The organism is Streptomyces sp. NPDC037290 (assembly GCF_055603245.1).
On sequence record NZ_JBVJVZ010000008.1, the window covers coordinates 223,509 to 239,153 of the forward strand.

General features: G+C 75.0%; 6 protein-coding genes. 5 read left to right on the top strand and 1 reads right to left on the bottom strand.

Translation table 11 applies throughout. The annotated features are described in order from the left end of the window. Window positions 1-8: 8 nt before the first annotated feature. Window positions 9-971 (bottom strand): alpha/beta fold hydrolase, encoded by a 963-nt coding sequence (locus ACZ7HQ_RS27285; protein ID WP_470995000.1) that lies wholly within the window; start codon window positions 969-971, stop codon window positions 9-11. A 181-nt stretch (window positions 972-1,152) separates the two neighbouring features. On the opposite strand from ACZ7HQ_RS27285, the gene ACZ7HQ_RS27290 reads away from it, so the two are divergent. The 5 genes from ACZ7HQ_RS27290 to ACZ7HQ_RS27310 all read left to right on the top strand — a co-directional run bounded on the left by ACZ7HQ_RS27290 (window position 1,153) and on the right by ACZ7HQ_RS27310 (window position 15,645). Continuing rightward, a complete protein-coding gene (locus ACZ7HQ_RS27290) occupies window positions 1,153-1,869 on the top strand; it encodes a FadR/GntR family transcriptional regulator (RefSeq protein WP_470995002.1) in 717 nt (238 codons plus the stop codon). Then, window positions 1,866-3,260: a hypothetical protein gene (locus tag ACZ7HQ_RS27295; RefSeq protein ID WP_470995005.1), complete on the top strand. Its 1,395-nt coding sequence runs from the start codon at window positions 1,866-1,868 to the stop codon at window positions 3,258-3,260. The genes ACZ7HQ_RS27290 and ACZ7HQ_RS27295 overlap by 4 nt, the downstream gene beginning before the upstream one ends. Next, window positions 3,257-5,116, top strand: a complete 1,860-nt coding sequence (locus ACZ7HQ_RS27300; protein WP_470995008.1) for a GMC family oxidoreductase — start codon at window positions 3,257-3,259, stop codon at window positions 5,114-5,116. The genes ACZ7HQ_RS27295 and ACZ7HQ_RS27300 overlap by 4 nt, the downstream gene beginning before the upstream one ends. Before the next feature lie 282 nt (window positions 5,117-5,398). Further along, window positions 5,399-10,894, top strand: coding sequence for a type I polyketide synthase (locus ACZ7HQ_RS27305; RefSeq protein ID WP_470995319.1), 5,496 nt, complete (start codon window positions 5,399-5,401; stop codon window positions 10,892-10,894). Further along, window positions 10,894-15,645, top strand: a complete 4,752-nt coding sequence (locus ACZ7HQ_RS27310; RefSeq protein WP_470995011.1) for a type I polyketide synthase — start codon at window positions 10,894-10,896, stop codon at window positions 15,643-15,645. The genes ACZ7HQ_RS27305 and ACZ7HQ_RS27310 overlap by 1 nt, the downstream gene beginning before the upstream one ends.

Here is a 15,645-nt window from a genome sequence, read left to right on the forward strand (position 1 = left end):
TGGCAGGCTCAGCTATGGGCCTGCAGGAACTCGATGAGGGCCGCGTTCACCTCGTCCGGGCGTTCCTGCTGGGTCCAGTGTCCGCAGCCCGCCAGCTTGAGGGGCTTGCGCCACAGGCTGGGCATCAGGTCGGGGAGTTGCTCGATGAGCTCGGGTGTGCCGGGGAAGGCGGGCACGAGATCGCGGTCGCCGTACACGTACAGAGCGGGCCGGGAGACGACCGCGCCGTGCCAGGGAGCGGTCAGTTCCCAGTTGCGGTCGAGGTTGCGGTACCAGTTGAGCGCCCCGGTGAAGCCCTGGGAGAAGCTCTCGGTGAGCGCGTCGAGATCGTCCTCGGTGAACCACTCCGGCAGTACCTCGGGCTCCGGCATGGTCTCCAGCCAGCCCTGCCCGGGCTCGACCAGCGGCTGCTCGATCTCGCCGGTGGGCCGAGCGGAGCCGGAAGCCCAGTGGAAGAACTTCCGCAAGGTGGTGCGGGGGTCCCTGGCGAACTCCGCGTCGGCCACGCCGGGCCGGTTGAAGTAGTTCCAGTAGAAGCGGCCGCCGAACCTCTTGTCCATCGCGGTGAGCGGGGGCTGGGTCCCCCGGAAGGGCGGCGGCACGCTCAGGCCGGCCACCCCGAGGACCATGTCCGGCCGCAGCAGGGCGGTGTGCCAGGCGACCGGCGCGCCCCAGTCGTGCCCGACGACGAACGCCTTCTCCTCGCCCAGGGCCCGGACCAGTCCGACGACGTCGCCGACCAGGTGGAGGATGGTGTACGCGTCGACGGCCTCGGGATGGTCACTGCGTCCGTAGCCACGCTGGTCGGGGGCGACCACCCGGAAGCCCGCGCCGGCCAGCGCGCCGATCTGGTGGTGCCAGGAGTGCCAGGACTCGGGGAAGCCGTGCAGCAGCACCACCAGGGGCCCCTCGCCCTGCTCGGCGATGTGCAGACGGACGCCGTTCACGTCAACCATGCGATGCGCAACCATGTCCCCGAGCGTACGCCCCGTGATCTTCGACAGGCGGCCGAGGCGCGTGTCGCGGCACCGGTGATCGCTCCGTTCAGCGGCACGTTCCCCCAACGGCTCACCCTGTTACGGCCATTGACTTCGGATACCGCCGTTGGTTGAGTGGCTGAGCCACTGAGCCACTAGGGATACGGAGGTCGGGATGGAAGCTCTGCCACGCGAGACGATCGTCGACGTGCTGGAAAGGAGGCTGCGCGAGGACATCCTCGCCGGGCGCCACGCTGCCGGGAGCTATCTGCCGCCCGAACGGGAGCTCGCCGACGGGTTCGGTGTCACCCGCACCACCCTCAAGCACGCCTTCGGCCGGCTGGTGCACGCCGGTCTGCTGGAGACGCGCCACGGGGTGGGCACACGCGTACGGGACTTCCTGCGCCTGGGCGGGGCCGATCTGCTGCCGATGCTCGTGCGGCACAGCCCCGACTGGATCGGCGAGATCTTCGAAGTACGGCGCAGCATCGGCGCGTTGATCGCGGAGCGGGCCGCGGCCCGCGCCACGGCGGACCAGATCGCCGAACTGCGCCGACTGCTGACGGCCGTCGGGGAGGCGGACGGCGGCGACCAGACGCAGCTGGCGGACGCCGAGGTGCACCGGGCGCTGGCCCGCGCCACGGGCAACCGGGTCTACGTCCTGCTGACCAACACGCTGTTCAACGCGTACCTGCCGGTGCGCGCCGCCCTGGCCGGGCCCTTCGAGGACGCCCGCACCGCCCGGGGCCGCCTCGCACCCGTCGTCGAAGCCGTGGCGACCGGCGACCAGGAGGCGGCGCGCACGGCCGCCGGTGACTACCTGTCGGCGACCGAACGCATCATGCTCGAGGGCCTGGCGCGCTCCGCGGGGTGCGGGGAGGCCGCCCGGTGAGCCCGCGCGGAACGGTGTTCCGGGAGACCATGCTGGGCCGGGTGCGCCTGCTCGGCGAGCAGGCCGACCGCCCCGTGCGGCTCGACCTCGTGGCCCGCGCCGACCGGGTGCTGCTGCCGCACCGCACCACACAGGCACGGCTGACCGGACGGATACGGATGGCCGGACGAGCCGATGACCCCTGCATCGACGGCGAGTTGGAGATCTCGCCGCTGGCCCGCCGCAGGATCCGCTACCGGATCGGCTTCGAGCTGGAGGGCCGGCGCCTCGTGCTGGACGGCTGGAAGTCGGTGTCGTTCAGGCGTCCGCTGACCTCGATGACCGAACTGCCGTACACCCTCTACGAGGACGGCGCGCGCGTCGGTGCGGGCACCCTGCGCTTCCCCCTCGCCACAGGCCTGCTGCCCTTCCTCGCCGGCTTCCGCTTCCCCCGGGCGGACGAGCCCGCCGCCGACCGCGATCCGGCGCCGCGCTGGGACGGCACGCCGGGGCGGACGGAGGTCTGGTACACCACCCTGACCGATCCCGCGACGGGCACCGGTCTCTGGCTGCACCACGAGATCGTCGCACCCAGCGACGGTTCGCCCGCCCACGCACACGGCTGGGCGGCCGTCTTCCCCCGGAGCGGCCCGGTGGAGCACGCCCGCTTCGGCCCCACCCCGTGGGAGCGGCAACCACACGGATTCAGCACCGAGGGCATCCGTGCCGTCCCAGGCGGCCTCACCGGCTCGGCCGGCCCGTTCAGCTGGGCTCTCACCGAGCAGCCGCAGGGGCCGCCGCTGTACACCTTTCCGCGCTGGTCCTGGAGACACCCCTGGCTGCCGGCCTCGCACATGCTCCCCGCAGCGCACGCCCGCTACACCGGGACGTTCCGCCATGGCGCCGACGAGCTACGGCTTGTGGACGCGCCCGGCGCGAGCGCCCGGATCTACGGCCACGGCAACGCCCGCCGCTGGGCCTGGCTCCACGCCGAGCTGGGCGGCGGTGACGTCCTGGAGATCGTCGCCGCGGTGTCGATGCGGCGGGGACTGGACAGACTGCCCCCGCTGGTGTTCCTGCGCCTGCACCGAAAGGGTCGCACATGGCCGCGGAGGGTGGAGCGCGGTGCCGTGGGCTGGGCGGGCCTCGGCCGGTTCCGCGCGGACATCGGACTGCCGCAGTGGCGGGTCGAGGGCCGCGCCGGCCTGCGCCGGATACGGGTGACGGTGACTCAGCCACCGGAACGGACCCTCGCGCTCGACTACACCGATCCGGACGGCTCCGCCGCGGTGTGCCGCAACAGCGAGAGCGCGGACGCCGAGGTGCACCTGGAGCGCTGGCGGGGCGGATGGCGGCCGGAGGCCGTATGGCGGCTGTCGGGCACCGCCCACGCGGAGGTCGGCGAGCGATGAGTTCCCCGACCAGCCCCGCTGTCGCCGGTCTTGTCGCCGCGGTCCTCGCGGACGACGGCACGGCCCCCTGGGTCCGGGAGGTACCCCGGCGCGTCGCGGCACTGCTCGACGCCATGCCCACCCCGGTGCGGGCCGCGGTCCGCGGCGCGGCCGCGGCCATCGACGCCTACGCCGTCGCCCGCACGGGCAGGCGGCTGTCCGCGCTCGACGCGGCACGACGACAGCACGTCATGGCCTCGCTCGCCTCCCGCCGGGCGCTGCTGCCGCTGCTGGACGCGGTCAAGGTGCCGGTGCTGCTGGCCGCCGGCACCGAACGGACACTGCACCACACACCCGCGCCCGCCCCCGGGTCCGCCCCCGACGATCCGCCGCTCGACTGCACGCCCTCCGGCCACTGGCCCACACGGAGCACCGCCGACGCGGTCGTCGTCGGCTCGGGCGCCGGCGGGGCCATGGCCGCCCGGACGCTCGCAGCGGCCGGTATGAGCGTCGTCGTACTCGAGGAGGGGGAGCACCACACCACGGCCTCGTTCGCCCGGCGGGCTCCCCTCGACCGCTTCATCGACCTGTACCGGGACGGCGGCGCCACGATCGCCGCCGGCAACCCGCCGCTGGTCCTGCCCGTGGGCCGCGCGGTCGGCGGTACGACCGTCGTCAACTCGGGCACCTGCTACCGCACACCGGACCACGTCGTCGCCCGCTGGCTGAACCAGCACGGATTCGCGGCCGCCGAAGGCCTCGGCTCCCACCTCGACGAGGTCGAACGCACCCTGCGCGTGGCACCCCAGCCGCTCGACGTCCTCGGCGACAACGGGCTGCTCGCACTCGCCGGGGCCGAGCAGCTCGGCTGGGCCGCCGCGCCCCTGCGGCGCAACGCCCCGGGCTGCCGGGGCTCGTGCCAGTGCGTGGTGGGCTGCCCCACCGGCGCCAAGCAGAGCGTCCAGCTGTCCGTGCTCCCCGAGGCCTGCGCGGCCGGCGCCCGCATCGTGACCGGCGCCCGCGTACGGCGTGTCCTCACCGACCGCGACGCGCCGGGCGGACCACGGGCCGCCGGAGTGCTCGCCCGGCGCCCGGACGGCAGCGAGCTGGAGATCCTCAGCCCGCTGGTCGTCGTCGCTGCGGGAGCCCTGCACACGCCGCCGCTGCTGCGCCGCTCCGGCCTGGGCGCACACCCGCGCCTCGGCCACAACCTGAGCGTGCACCCCGCCATCAGCGTCGCGGGCCGGTTCAGCAGCCCGGTCACCGGCTGGCAGGGCGTCCTGCAGAGCGTCGGAGTGGAGCACCTGCGCGCCGAGGGCATCCTGATCGAGGCCACCGCCGCGCCGCCGGGCATGAGTTCCTTCGTCCTGCCGGGCGTCGGCCGCGAACTGCGCCGCGAACTGGAGCAGACGGAGCGGCTGGCGACCCTCGGCGCCATGATCGCCGACCGGCCCTCGGGCCGCGTCCTGGGGCGCGACCGTACGCTGCTGCGCTACGACCTCGCGGAGCGCGACGCCGGACGGCTGCTGCGTGCCCAACGGGCCATGGGACACCTGCTGTTCGCGGCGGGCGCGAACGAGGTGCTCACGGGCGTCCCGCACGCCCCGCGCGCCCGCACCCCTGCCCAGCTGGAGGCGCTGCTCGGTACGGTGAGCGCACGCCACCTCCACGTGTCCGCGTTCCACCCCACCGGCACGGCGGCGGCCGGCACCGACCCCGAGCGGTCGCCGGCCGGCCCGGAGGGATGCCTGCGGGGCGTCCACGGGGTGCTGATCGCCGACGGATCGGTACTGCCGAGCTGCCCCGAGGTGAACCCGCAACTGAGCATCATGGCCGCGGCCCTGGCCATCACCCGGCGGTTCCTCGCGAGGACTTGAGGACCGTCACCCAGCGTGCGCTCGGTGCGGGCCGAGCCCGGCCGAGCGGTCGCCCCACGACGGGATCCCGCGCCTTCACCGTGACCCCCGAGGGGCGGGCCAGGAGGCGCGGTTCCCCACGACCCCCTTAACCCCTGCACGGCCCCTGGGGGCTGTAGGGGTGTCCTGTGTCAGCGGCGGCTGCCTAGCCTCCGAGGGCGGAGGGGAAGCGGACCGGAAACCGTCCGGAGGCGACCGCACGGCCGAGGCCCTCACTTCGATCTCGATCGGATGGCTGCGCTGGTGAACAACGAAGAGCAACTGCTCGACTATCTCAGGCGGACGACCGCCGACCTGCGGGAGGCGCGGCGACGGCTGCGCGAGAACGAGCAACGCGCACACGGCCCGGTCGCCGTCATCGGCATCGGATGCCGCTACCCGGGCGGCGTCACCACCCCCGAGGACCTGTGGGAACTGGTCGCGACGGGCACCGACGCGGTGTCGGACTTCCCGGCCGACCGCGGCTGGGACGTGGACGCCCTGTACGATCCCGACCCGGCGCGGTCCGGCAGGACCTACGCGCGCACCGGCGGATTCCTGCACGACGCCGCCCACTTCGACCCCGGCTTCTTCGGCATCAGCCCCCGCGAGGCCCTCGCCATGGACCCGCAGCAGCGGCTGCTGCTGGAGACCTCGCACGAGGCGTTCGAGCGGGCCGGCATCGTCCCCGCCTCCCTGCGCGGCAGTCGCACCGGCGTGTTCGCCGGCGTGATGTACAACGACTACGCCACCCGCCTCACCTCCGTCCCAGACGACCTCGACGGCTACCTCGCCAACGGAAGCGCCGCCAGCATCGCCTCCGGACGCGTCGCCTACACCTTCGGCCTGGAGGGCCCGGTGGTCACCGTCGACACCGCCTGCTCCTCCTCCCTGGTCGCCCTGCACTGGGCGGTGCGGGCGCTGCAGTCGGACGAGTGCTCGCTCGCCCTGGCCGGCGGCGTGACGGTGATGTCCACGCCGGAGACGTTCATCGACTTCAGCCGGCAGCGCGGCCTCGCGCCGGACGGCCGCTGCAAGGCCTTCGCCGCGGCGGCCGACGGCACCGGCTGGGGCGAGGGCGCCGGCATGCTGCTGCTCGAACGGCTCACCGACGCCCAGCGCCACGGCCACCCGGTGCTCGCCGTCATCCGGGGCAGCGCCGTCAACTCCGATGGCGCCAGCAGCCGTCTGACCGCGCCCAACGGCCCCTCCCAGCAGCGCGTCATCCGGCAGGCGCTGGCCGGTGCCGGGCTCACCACCGCCGACATCGACGTGGTCGAGGCGCACGGCACGGGCACCTCTCTCGGCGACCCGATCGAGGCGCAGGCCCTGCTCGCCACCTACGGCCAGGAGCGCGCGGAGCCGCTGCTGCTGGGCTCGGTCAAGTCCAACCTCGGGCACACCCAGGCCGCCGCGGGCGTCGCCGGCGTCATCAAGATGGCGCTGGCCATGCGGCACGGCGAGGTACCGCCCACCCTCCACGTCGACGCCCCCAGCGACCAGGTGGACTGGAGCGCGGGAGCCGTCGAACTGGCCCTGGAGAGGCGACCGTGGCCCGGCGCCGGACGGCCCCGCCGCGCCGCCGTCTCCTCCTTCGGGATCAGCGGCACCAACGCCCACGTCATCCTGGAACAGGCGCCCGAATCCGAGCCGGCGAAGGACAACACGCCCGCACGGGAGGGCGGTTGGCTGCCCTGGACCGTCACCGGCCGCACCCGGCAGGCCCTCGCCGGACAGCTTGCCCGCCTGCGCGACCACCTCGACGCGCACCCCGGCACCCGTCCGGCCGACCTCGGTCTGTCGCTGGCCACCACCCGCACCCAGTTCGAGCACCGCGCCGTCGCGGTCGGCCGGGACACCGGCGAACTGCTCGCCCAGCTCGCCGCCGCGACCCCGCTCACCCGCGTGGGCGGCAGGACCGCCTTCCTCTTCACCGGGCAGGGAGCGCAGCGGACCGGCATGGGCCGGGCGCTGCACCGGGCCTTCCCGGTGTACGCGGAGGCCTTCGACGCGGTGTGCGCGCTTGCCGACCGGAGCCTGGAGAGGCCGCTCGCCGAGGTGATCGACACCGGCGCGGACGTGCTGACCCGCACGGACCACGCGCAGATCGCCCTCTTCGCCACCGAAGTGGCCCTGTACCGCCTCCTGGAGTCCTGGGGCGTGACCCCCGACTACCTGGCCGGGCACTCCGTCGGTGAACTGGCCGCGGCCCATGTCGCCGGTGTGCTGTCCCTGCCGGACGCCGTCCACCTCGTCCTCGCGCGTGGCGCCCTGATGGCGGCCCTGCCCGCGGGCGGCGCCATGGCCGCGCTGCGCGCCACCGAGGAGGAGGTCGCCCCGCACCTGGACGACCGGGTCGGCCTCGCCGCGGTCAACGGCCCCCGCTCCGTGGTGATCTCCGGCGCCGAGGACGCCGTCGACGCGCTGGCGGCCCGCTTCGACAGGAGCAGGCGGCTGACGGTCTCGCACGCCTTCCACTCGCCGCTGATGGAGCCGATGCTGGCCGACTTCGCCGAGGCGGCCGCGCGGTGCTCCTTCGAGCCGCCGAAGATCCCGGTCGTCTCCACGCTCACCGGCGCCCTCGCCGGTCCGGCCGAGCTGACCAGCCCCGGCTACTGGGTGGACCACGTCCGCCGGCCCGTCCGCTTCGCCCCCGCCATGACCGCCCTGCACGAGCTGGGCGTACGCGCGTTCCTCGAAGTCGGCCCGGACGCCGCGCTCACCCCCCTGGCCGTGGACTGCGTGCCCGAGGACAGCGTCACCGTCGCCGGGTTACGCCGCGACGGCGACGAGGAACGCGACCTGGTCACGGCCGTGGCCCGGCTGCACGCGGCCGGTACCGCCGTGGACTGGGAGGCGTTCTTCGCCCCGCACGCCGCCCGGCGCACCGACCTGCCCACCTACGCCTTCCAGCGCGAACGCCTCTGGCTGGAGGCCGGCGCGGGCGGCAGCGGCGACGCCGACGGCCTCGGACAGAGCGCCACCGGGCACCCGCTGCTGACCGCCGCGACCGACCTGCCCGACACCGGGGGAGCGGTCCTCACCGGCCGGCTCTCCCTCGCCTCCCACCCGTGGCTGGCCGACCACGCCGTACACGGAACGGTGCTGCTGCCCGGCACCGCCTTCGTCGAGATGGCCCTGCAGGCCGCGGAGCGCACCGGCTGCGACACCGTCGACGAACTCACCCTGCACGCACCGCTGCTCCTGCCGGAGCAGGGCGCCCTGGCCGTACAGGTCGCCGTCGGCGGCGAACGCGACGGGCGGCGGGAGCTGACCGTCTGGTCCCGCCGCGCCGACACCACCGACGCGCCCTGGACCCGCAACGCCGCCGGCGTCGTGACCCGTGCGGACGAGGGCAGCCCGGCCGTCCTGGGCGAATGGCCGCCCCCGCACGCCGAACCCGTCGACCTGGCCGGCCTCTACCCCGGCCTGGCCCGCACCGGCTACGGCTACGGCGAGGTCTTCCAGGGCCTGCGTGCCATGTGGCGCCGCGGCGACGAACTGTTCGCCGAGGCGGCCCTGCCCGAGAGCGCCCGCGCCACCGCCGCCGCGTTCGGCCTGCACCCGGCCCTCCTGGACGCCGTCCTGCACGTCAACCTGCTCGACCTGCCCGGCGGCCAGGCGGTGCTGCCGTTCGCCTGGGGCGGTGTCACCCTGCACGCGGCGGGCACCGACACCCTGCGCCTGCACCTGTCCCCGGCCGGTTCCGACGCCGTCACCCTCACCCTCGCCGACGCCACCGGCGTACCCGTCGCGACCGTCCGCAGTCTCGTGGCCCGCCCGGTCTCCGCCGACCAGCTCGCCGGGGACGGCGACGACCCGCTGTACCGGATCGACCTCGTCCCGACGCCCGCCCCGTCCGCCGCCGACGTGCCCCCCATGGCCGTGTGCGGCCTCCAGGGCGCCGGCACGCAGAGTACGGGCCCGGGCGACCCGGGCTTCGACGGAACCGGCCTCGCAGGGACCTGGATCGAAGACACCCGGACCGAAGACACGGGTACGGAATCCGCCGGCCTCTCCGTCCCGCCCCGGTATCCGGACCTGGCCGCCCTCATCGCAGCCGGTCCGGTGCCCGAGCTCGTCCTCCTGGCCGTGCCGCCCGCCCCTGACGCCGCCTTGGACCTGCCCGCCCTGGTGCGGCACCGGGTGAACGCCACCCTGGACGCCCTGCGTGCCTGGCAGGCCGACGAGCGCTGCGCCGAACGCCGGCTCGCCGTGCTGCTGCGCACCGGTGACCTCACCCACGCCCCCCTCCACGGCCTCGTACGCGCCGCCCAGGCCGAGAACCCCGGCCGCTTCCTGCTGATCGACAGCGACGGCAGCGCCGCTCCCGGCCCCGCCCTCGCCGCCGCGCTCGACTCCGGCGAACCGGAGGCCGCGGTCCGGGACGGCGAGGTACGGGTGCCGCGGCTGGCCCGCGCCAAGTCGGGCGGCCCGCTCGCCTGGGACCCCGACGGCACCGTCCTGATCACCGGCGGCACCGGTGGGCTCGGCGCCCTGATCGCCCGTCACCTGGTCGTCGAGCACGGCGTGCGGCGCCTGCTGCTGGCCGGCCGGCGCGGCGGGGACGCTCCCGGTGCGGCCGCACTACGGGACGAGCTGGCCGAGGCGGGGGCCGAGGTGATCCTCGCCCGGTGCGACGCCGCCGACCGCGACGCCGTGGCCGCGCTGCTCACCGGGCACGACGTGCGGGCCGTGGTGCACGCCGCCGGCGTGGTCGACAACGGCGTGCTGGCCACCCTCGACGCGGACCGGGTCGACCGCGTGCTGCGGCCCAAGGTGGACGCCGCCTGGAACCTGCACGAACTGACCCGCGACAAGGACCTGTCGGCCTTCGTCCTGCTGTCCTCCACCGCGGGTCTGCTGGTCGGCGGCGGTCAGGCCAACTACGCCGCCGCCAACGCCTTCCTCGACGGCCTCGCCGCCCACCGCCGCTCGCTCGGTCTGCCCGCCGTCTCCCTCGCGTACGGCCTGTGGTCCGGCTCCGGCGGTATGAGCGCCGGCATCGACGCCGCCGACCTGGAACGGCTGCGCCGGCTCGGCCTGCCACCGCTGACCCCCGCTCAGGGACTGCGCACCTTCGACGCAGGCCTCGGCGGCGAGGACGCCGTCGTGGTGCCGGTACGCCTGGACGCCGCCGCGGTGCGCGCCCGGCCGGACGGCGTACCCGCACTGCTGCGCGGCCTGGTGCGGCCCGCCCGGCGGCGCGGCGCCGAGGCCGCCGCGAGCGCGCCCGCCGCCTCCTGGCGCGACCGGCTGGCGCCGCTGCCGGACCCCGAACGCGACCGCGCCCTGCTGGAGTTGGTCCGTACCCACGTCGCCGGCGTCCTCGGACACCCCTCGCCCGAGTCGGTGGAGCCGGGGCGCGCCTTCCAGGAGATGGGCTTCGACTCGCTCGCCGCCGTCGAACTGCGCAACCTCCTCGCGGGCTCCACGGGCCTGACCCTGCCGGCGACGCTGGTCTTCGACCAGCCCACCCCCCTGACCCTCGCCGCCCACCTCAAGACCGCGCTCGTGCCCGGACCGGCCGACCTCGCCCGGTCGGCGCTGGCCGAGCTGGACCGCCTCGAAGCAGCCCTGCACGGCATGCCGGACGAGGGCGGCAGCCACGCCCGGGTCACCGCGCGCCTCGAAGCGCTGCTGCGCAGCTGGCAGGACAGCCACGGACGCGCCGGCGCGCCCCTGGCGCCGGAGGACTTCCGGGAGGCCAGCGACGAAGAACTCTTCGCCAGGATCGACAACGAACTGGGAGCCCTGTGATGGAAGACTCGGCCACGGCCGGCAAGCTCCGCGACTACCTCAAGCGGGCCACGACCGAGCTGGAGCGCAGCCGCCGCCGCGTGCGGGAGCTGGAGGAGCAGGACCGGGAGCCCGTCGCCATCATCGGCATGGGCTGCCGCTACCCGGGCGGTGTGCGCACCCCGGAAGACCTGTGGCGCATCGTCGACGAGGGCATCGACGTCGTCACCGAGTTCCCCACCGACCGCGGCTGGGACGTCGAGTCGTTCTACGACCCCGAGCCCGGCGCCCCCGGCAAGTCCTACGTCCGCCACGGCGGCTTCCTGCACGACGCCGCCGAGTGCGACCCCGCGTTCTTCGGCATCAGCCCCAAGGACGCACCCGGCACCGACCCGCAGCAGCGACTGCTGCTGGAGGTCACCTGGGAGGCGTTCGAACGCGCCGGCATCGACCCCCACACGGTGAAGGGCACCCCGACGGGTGTCTTCGTCGGCCTGATGCACCACGACTACGTCGGCGGCACCATCTCCGGCAGCATCGTCTCCGGCCGTATCGCCTACACCCTGGGCCTGGAGGGCCCGGCGGTCACCATGGACACCGCCTGCTCCTCCTCCCTGGTGGCGCTGCACTCGGCGATCCAGTCGCTGCGCAAGGGGGAGTGCTCCCTGGCGCTGGCGGGCGGCGCCGCCGTCATGGCGAGCCCCGAGATGTTCATCGAGTTCAGCGAGCGCCGTGCGCTGTCCCCCGACGGCCGCTGCCACTCCTTCTCCGACGACGCCGCGGGCGCCGCCTGGGCCGAGGGCGCCGGCATGCTGCTCGTGGAGCGGCTGTCGGACGCCCTGCGCAACGGCCACGAGGTGCTCGCCGTCGTCCGCGGCTCGGCCGTCAACCAGGACGGCGCCTCCAACGGCCTGACCGCACCCAGCGGTCCGGCCCAGGTCCGCGTCATCCGGCAGGCCCTCGCCGACGCACAGCTCGCCCCGCACCACATCGACGCGGTGGAGGCGCACGGCACCGGCACCACCCTCGGCGATCCCATCGAGGCCCAGGCCGTCATCGCCGCCTACGGGCAGGACCGGCCGGACAACCGGCCGGTCTGGCTCGGCTCCATCAAGTCCAACATGGGCCACCCGCAGGCCGCGGCCGGCGTCGGCGCCATCATCAAGATGGTCATGGCGATGCGCCACGGCACCCTGCCCCGCACCCTGCACGTCGAGAAGCCCAGCACGGCCGTCGACTGGAGCGCGGGTGACGTCCGGCTGCTCACCGAGGCCCACCCCTGGGACACCCCCGACGGACGCCCCCGCCGTGCCGGCGTGTCCTCCTTCGGCATCTCCGGCACCAACGCCCACACCATCCTGGAGCAGGCACCGCCCCTCGTGACCGGCGCGGCGGCCCCGGAGCGGGCCGCGCTGCCCGTCGTCCCGTGGGTGCTGTCCGGCAAGGGCTCCGACGCCGTGCGGCGACAGGCGGAACGGCTGCTCGCGGCCGCCGGCGACCTCGACCCGTACGACGTGGGGTACGCGCTGGCCACCACGCGTGCCGTGTTCCCCCACCGGGCCGCCGTCACCGGCCGCGACCGGGACGAACTGCTGACCGGACTGCGCGCCGTCGCCGACGGCAGCCTGCCGGCCGTGGCCGTTCCCGAACCGGGCCGGCTCGGCATGCTGTTCTCCGGACAGGGCTCCCAGCGGCCCGGCATGGGCCGCACCCTGCACGCCGCGTTCCCCGTCTTCGCCACCACCTTGGACGAGATCTGCGCCGCCTTCGACGCACACCTGGACCGGCCGCTGCGCGAGGTGATGTTCGAGGAGGCCGCCGACCCGGCCTCGTCGCCACTGAACCAGACCGTGTACACGCAGGCCGCCCTGTTCACGTTCGAGACCGCCCTGTACCGGCTGCTGGAGCACTGGGGGATCCGCCCCGACCTGCTCGCCGGGCACTCCATCGGCGAGGTCGTCGCCGCGCACGTCGCCGGTGTCCTGGACCTGAAGGACGCGGTCGCCCTGGTCGCCGCCCGAGGACGGCTGATGCAGGACCTGCCCCCAGGTGGCGCGATGGTGTCCCTCCTGGCCTCCGAGGCCGAGGTCACGCCGCTGCTCACCGACGGCGTCGACATCGCCGCCGTCAACGGCCCGCGCGCGGTGGTGATCTCCGGCGACGAGGACGCCGTGGCCGCCGTCGCCGCCGAGGTGGAGAAGTCCACCCGGCTGAAGGTGTCGCACGCCTTCCACTCCCACCGCATGGACCCCATGCTCGACGCGTTCCGCGAGGTGCTGGCCGGCCTCACCTTCCACCAGCCCGCCCTGCCGGTCGTCTCCAACGTCACAGGGCGCATGACCGACGAACTGACCTCCCCCGACTACTGGGTGCGGCACGTCCGCGAGGCCGTCCGCTTCCACGACGGGATCACCACCCTGGCGGCCGAGGGCGCCACCCGCTTCCTGGAGGTCGGCCCCGACTCGGTACTCACCAACATGGCGCAGGACGTGGTGCCCGACGTCATCGGCGCACAGCGCCGGGACCGGGCCGAGGACACCGCCCTCGTCGACGCCGTCTGCCGCCTCCATCTGACCGGCACCGGCCCCGACTGGACGGCCGTGTTCGCCGGGGGCCGCAGGGTCGACCTGCCCACCTACCCGTTCCGCCGCGACCGGCACTGGGAGGACGCCCCCATCCTGCAGGCGGAGCGCTCCGCCGCCGCCCGCGCGGGCGGTGACGCGGCCGACCCGTTCTGGGAGCTGGTACGGGACCAGGACGTGCCCGCCGTCGCCGCCACCCTCGGCGTCGCCGACGAGACGTCCGTCGCCGCCGTCGTACCCGCCCTGGCCGCCTGGCACGAGCAGCGACAGGCCAACGCCGCCGCGGACGGCTGGCGTTACCGGGTCACCTGGGAGCCGCTGACCCCCGCCGCCACCCCGGCGTCCGGCGGGCACTGGCTGGCCGTCGTCCCGGCCACCGACGACCCATGGCCGGCCGCCCTCCTGACCGGGCTCGTCGAGCGAGGCCTGCGCGTCGACACCCTCACGGCCCCCGGCACGGCCGGCCGTGCCGAACTGGCCGCGCTGCTGGCCGGCCGGGACGGCGTCGACGGCGTGCTGTCCCTGCTCGCGCCCGCACGGGAGTCGACCGCGACCGCCGCGCTCGTCCAGGCCCTCGGTGACGCCGGGATCACCGCCCCGCTGTGGTGCGTGACCCGCGATGCCGTCGCTCACGGGACCGCCGCCACCGTCACCGGCTTCGACCAGGCCCAGGTGTGGGGCCTCGGCCGGGTCGCCGCCCTGGAGCACCCCGACCGCTGGGGCGGACTGGTCGACCTGCCCGCCGAGATCGGTCCGCAGACCGTCGCCCGGCTGGCCGCGCTGCTCGGCGACGCCGGCGGCGAGGACCAGGTCGTCATCCGCGAATCCGGTGCCTACGGCCGACGGCTGGAGCACGCCCCGGCCCGCGCCGGCGCCCCCTGGAAGCCGTCCGGCACGGTGCTGGTCACCGGTGCCACCGGCGCTGTCGGTACGGCCGTCGCCCGATGGCTCGCCGCCGAGGGCGCCGACCATCTGCTGCTGACGTCCCGCCGCGGCATGGACGCGCCCGGCGCCGCCGACCTCGTCCACGAACTCACCGGCAGCGGCGCCCGGGTGACCGTCACCGCCTGCGACGTGGCGGACCGCCGGGCGCTGGCAGCGGTGCTGGACTCCGTACCGGCCGAGCACCCCCTCACCGCCGTCGTACACCTGGCCGGCGTCCTCGACGACGGCGTCCTGGACGCGCTCACCCCCGAACGCATCACCGGTGTCCTCGCCCCCAAGGCCGACGCCGCCCGCCATCTGCACGAACTGACCGCGGACCTGGACCTGTCGGCGTTCGTGCTGTTCTCCTCCCTGACCGCGACGGTCGGCGGGGCCGGACAGGCCAACTACGCCGCAGCCAACGCCTTCCTGGACGCCCTCGCCGAGCACCGGCGCGCGGCCGGACTGCCTGCCACCTCCGTGGCCTGGGGACCCTGGGGCGGCGACGGCATGGCCGCCCACGGCACCGTCCGCTCCGCCGCCCGCGCGATGGGCATGTCCCTCCTCGACCCCGCCCGCGCCCTGGCGGCACTGCGACGCGCCCTGGACGGCGGCGACACCACCGTCACCGTCGCCGACGTCGACTGGTCCACGTTCACGCCCGCGTTCACCGCGACCCGGCCCAGCCCCCTGCTGTCCGCCCTGCCCGGGGCACGCCCCGGTACGAGCGCGCAGGACACCGGTGCGGTCGACGGCTTCGCCGACAAGCTCGCCGGCCTCACCGGCGGCGAACGCGAGCGCGCCCTGCAGGAGCTGGTGTGCGGCCAGGCCGCGGCCGTCCTCGGCTACGCCGGCGCCGACGCGGTCGAGCCGGCCACCGCCTTCCGCGACCTCGGCTTCGACTCCCTCACCTCGGTCGACCTGCGCAACCGCATCAGCGCCGCCGCCGGGGTGCCGCTGCCGGCCACGCTCATCTTCGACTACGCCACGCCCGCCGCGCTCGCCAAGCACCTGGGAACCGAACTCGCGGGCGCCGACACCACCGTGGACTCGGTCCTCGCCGAACTCGACCGGGTCGCGGCCCGGCTCGGCGGCCTGACCGCCGAGGACATCGAGCAGGGCGGGATCACCACCCGGCTGCAGTCCCTGCTCAGCGACCTGAACAAGACCCTCGGCCAGGACGCCGCCGCCGTCGCCGGACGCCTGGAGGACGCCTCCGCCGACGACGTCTTCGCCTTCATCGACAACGAACTCGGCTCGGCGTGA

Bases quoted from the DNA above. Each gene is read 5' to 3' on its own strand.
- ACZ7HQ_RS27285 (WP_470995000.1), bottom strand. From the start codon at position 971: ATGGTTGCGCATCGCATGGTTGACGTGAACGGCGTCCGTCTGCACATC.
- ACZ7HQ_RS27300 (WP_470995008.1), top strand. From the start codon at position 3,257: ATGAGTTCCCCGACCAGCCCCGCTGTCGCCGGTCTTGTCGCCGCGGTC.
- ACZ7HQ_RS27310 (WP_470995011.1), top strand. From the start codon at position 10,894: ATGGAAGACTCGGCCACGGCCGGCAAGCTCCGCGACTACCTCAAGCGG.
- ACZ7HQ_RS27290 (WP_470995002.1), top strand. From the start codon at position 1,153: ATGGAAGCTCTGCCACGCGAGACGATCGTCGACGTGCTGGAAAGGAGG.